At 27.9% G+C, this 3,747-nt stretch carries 4 protein-coding genes; 3 read left to right on the top strand and 1 reads right to left on the bottom strand.

The genetic code is table 11. The features are described from left to right. Window positions 1-339, bottom strand: a 339-nt coding sequence (locus KQ44_RS06055) for a cyclic nucleotide-binding domain-containing protein (protein ID WP_143277879.1), incomplete at its 3' end; no start/stop codon positions are given. A gap of 332 nt (window positions 340-671) precedes the next feature. Between KQ44_RS06055 and KQ44_RS06050 the strand changes: the two genes are divergently transcribed. The 3 genes from KQ44_RS06050 to KQ44_RS06040 form a co-directional block, all read left to right on the top strand. Continuing rightward, a complete protein-coding gene (locus KQ44_RS06050; protein WP_096736665.1) occupies window positions 672-2,150 on the top strand; it encodes a sodium:solute symporter in 1,479 nt (492 codons plus the stop codon). A gap of 15 nt (window positions 2,151-2,165) precedes the next feature. After that, window positions 2,166-3,317: a cyclically-permuted mutarotase family protein gene (locus tag KQ44_RS06045; RefSeq protein ID WP_096736664.1), complete on the top strand. Its 1,152-nt coding sequence runs from the start codon at window positions 2,166-2,168 to the stop codon at window positions 3,315-3,317. 180 nt (window positions 3,318-3,497) lie between these two features. Next, window positions 3,498-3,747: HPr family phosphocarrier protein (locus tag KQ44_RS06040; RefSeq protein ID WP_205676550.1), on the top strand; the 250-nt coding region annotated here is incomplete at its 3' end.

Genomic DNA, 3,747 nt, shown 5'->3' with positions numbered 1-3,747 from the left:
TTTTATATTTATTTTTAATATTTCAGTTTTATCTAATGATATAGCCTGTATAGATGATATTTTATTAGTAGAAAATGCCAATGCTTCAGCAAATATATCTCCATCATTTAATATATTTACTATGTTTTTTCTAGTATCATCATATTCTTTTGAAATTTCTACTTTTCCTTTTAAGATAATATATATGCTGTCAATTTTATCTCCTGCATCTATTATAATATTATCTTTATCAAAATACTTTTTTTCAGATTTGAAATCTTCTAACAGAACTATTATCTGTTTATCATTCATATTGCAAAATAGATTTGATTTTTTTATTATGTCTATATATTTTTCCATATTAAAAACTAATATTTTTTTATATATAGTAATAGTTTTTTATAAAAAATCAATATGTATATCAAATTTCTATATTATGTGTGTATTTTTTATATTAATATTATTAAATGTTATTACTTAAAGTATTTTAGCATATATTTTTAGTGAGAAATTTCATTTTTTTTATGATGAATTGTATTAAATTGTAATATTTTCTATTTTTTAATTGACATTATAAATTTATTTTACTATAATATAATTGTTCACGTGAACAAAAACTTATTTATAGGAGAACAAAACTATGGCTTGGCATTGGTTTTGACTGGGTAGTTATCGGACTATACTTTGTTGTAATGTTTTTAATTGGTATGTTCTTTGCCAGAAGAACAAAATCAACTGATGATTATTTCAAAGCAGGCGGAAGGGTTCCTGCTTTGGTAACAGCTATGAGTATTTACGCTACAGCTTTATCATCTATTTCATTTATAGCTATACCTGCTTCTGTTTATAATAACAGTTGGCTTTTAGGTATGGCTCCATTGGGTATTATTTTAATAGTATTATGGGTAGCTCCTACATTTGTACCATTTTTTAGAAGAGTTAATGTTACTACTGCTTATGAGTATTTAGGAAAAAGATTTAATAATTCTTTCAGATTAGTAGGAAGTTTAACATTTATACTTTTTCACGTTGTAAGAATGGCTATAGTAATTTATCTTCCTACTTTGGCTATACAGCAGGTACTTCCAGCACTTAATCCAGTGTTAATAACAGTTATTGTATCTATATTTTGTGTTGCTTATACTTCTATGGGCGGTATAGAGGCTGTATTATGGTCTGATGCTATACAAACAGTTGTACTTCTTTTGGGAGCTTTCCTCATTATTATTGTAGGTTTTGCCTCTGCACCTGAAGGAATAGGTCAAGGTTTCAAGCTTTTAGCTGATGACGGAAAAATTATAACTCCTGATTTCTTTACTTTTGATTTGTTTAAAACTAGTATATGGACTATCATAATTGGAGGGTTTGTTAACTCTATTTATTCTTATATAGGAAGCCAAGATATAGTTCAAAGATATGCTACTAATAAAGATGAACATGAAGCTAAAAAAAGTTTGTATATGAATATTCCTTTACTTTGTACTAGTATAGTAATATTTATAGGTATGGGTTCTGCTTTGTATATTTATTTTCATTTCAAAACTCCTTTGCCTGAAAATGTTAATGGTAATGCTATACTTCCTTATTTTGTGGTAAATGCTTTGCCTGTTGGTATATCAGGACTTGTAATAGCTGCCATATTTGCTGCTGCTCAGTCTACAGTATCATCTAGTCTTAACTCTGTTTCTACTTGTATGACAGCTGATATATTAGAGTTTTTAAAACCTGGTATGGAAGATGCTTCTAAATTAAAATTTGCTAGATTATCAAGCTGGGTAGTAGGTATATTTAGTACAATATTAGCTATTTACTTTATATATAATGGTCAAGGTGATATGTTCTTATATTTCCAAGCTATAACAGGTCTTTTAGGAGGTCCTATAGCTGCTGTATTCTTGGTAGGTATATTCTTTGATAAAATTGAAACTAAAGCTGTTTGGGTAGGATTTATACTTTCTGTTATAGTAGCATTTTATATAAGCGATCCTGCAGGAATGCTTACTAAATTTATACCTGGATATACTAAACCAGAAATATTTGAGTTTATGCTTTCATTTATAATAATAGCAGTTGGAGTGATAGGTTCTTTCTTAGCTTCTTTTGCTTTTGGAAAACCATCTGCTGAAAAAATAAAAGGATTAACTTATTCTACAATTATGAAAAATAAATAATAATGAGGAGATAAAATGAAAAAAATATGTTTAATTTTATCTATTATATTTATAATAAGTTGTTCGGGAACTAACACGGCTAATAATAACACTAATGTGCTAGATTCAAAAACTGATAAAAAAATAGTTTGGGAAATGGGAGGACATTTGCCTTCTCAAACTGGAATGGATAAAAATATTGGTACAGCTGGAGTTTTGTATGGCTCTTTAGGAGGTAAATATATAGTTGTAGGCGGAGGTGCTAACTTTCCTGAAGAGTCGGTATTAAACGGCGGAGCTAAAAAAACTTATTCTGATATATATATGCTTGAAGATAAAAATGGTGTATTAGAAGTAGTTGAACATATTAACTTAGAAAATGAAATAGGATATGGTGCTTCTGTAACTACTGATGATGGCATATATTATATAGGAGGCTCTTCAAACCCTGAAGCCGATGATGATATATTATTTATTACATTAAAAGATAATAAATTAAATGTTGAAAAAATAGGTGATTTGCCTTTCACATTACAAAATGGGGTAGCTGTTTATAGAGATAATAAATTATATATAATTACTGGTAAACAAGCAGGCAAAGGCAGTAATAAACTTTATGAATATGATTTAGCAGCTAAAGAAACAAAAGAATTAGCCCCAGTACCAGGAGAGGAAAGCAGAACTCAGGCAGTTGCTCAATTATTAAATGGTAATATATATGTATTTAGCGGCGGTGATTTAACAGCTTATACTGATGGATATAAATATGATTTTGATAATAATACTTGGACTCCTGCTGCAGATGTAGCTCTTGACGGTGAAGGAATATCTTTGCTTGGTGCAGCATCTGTTAAACTTAATGAAAGCGAAATGCTTGTTATAGGTGGATTTAATAAAGCTGTTTATGATGATGCTGTTTATAATTTAGGTAATCTTCAAGGTACTGAATTAGCTAATTTCAGAGCAGGATATTTTGGAGCTGACCCTTATGAGTTTAATTGGAACAGTAATATACTAATTTATAACTGCGATTCTAATACTTGGAGAACAATAGGAGAGATTCCTTTTGATGCTCCTTGCGGAGAAGGTTTGATATTAATAGGAAACAAAATATATTCTATTAACGGAGAAATTAAACCTGGAGTAAGAACAGATAAAATGTATGTTGGTACAATTATTGCTAAATAAGATAGATAAATAATAATAAAGACATATCCAACTAAAAAGTTTTCCATAAATAAGGGCTTATTTCTATAAATGGAATAAGCCTTTATTATTTAATTTATTTATCTTATTTATACAAAAAGTTATTGAAATTTTAATAAATTAATGTTATTTTATAAAAAATATATTATAAGGCTTGTGTTTATGGAAGATTTTATATCTAAAGAATTTGAATGCAGAAATAGTTTGACATCTGATAATAAAATTGTTAATTCTATTGTTGATTTTTTTAGGACTATAGATGATAAAATTGAAATAGAAAATCAAAATGGAAAAAGAATTAATGCCAAATCTTTTATAAAAATGATGGGGCTTGATATAAAATACGGATTTAGATTTAAATTATATGTTTATGGTAATGATAAAGAAAATAATCTTAAAATGATAGGAGAGA

This window comes from Brachyspira sp. G79, from assembly GCF_002379365.1.
In the GTDB taxonomy this organism is placed as follows: Bacteria; Spirochaetota; Brachyspiria; order Brachyspirales; family Brachyspiraceae; genus Brachyspira.
The sequence above is the reverse complement of the archived record's forward strand: the minus strand, read 5'-3'. Positions and strand labels throughout refer to the sequence as shown.

Bases quoted from the DNA above. Each gene is read 5' to 3' on its own strand.
- KQ44_RS06045 (WP_096736664.1), top strand. From the start codon at position 2,166: ATGAAAAAAATATGTTTAATTTTATCTATTATATTTATAATAAGTTGT.
- KQ44_RS06050 (WP_096736665.1), top strand. From the start codon at position 672: ATGTTTTTAATTGGTATGTTCTTTGCCAGAAGAACAAAATCAACTGAT.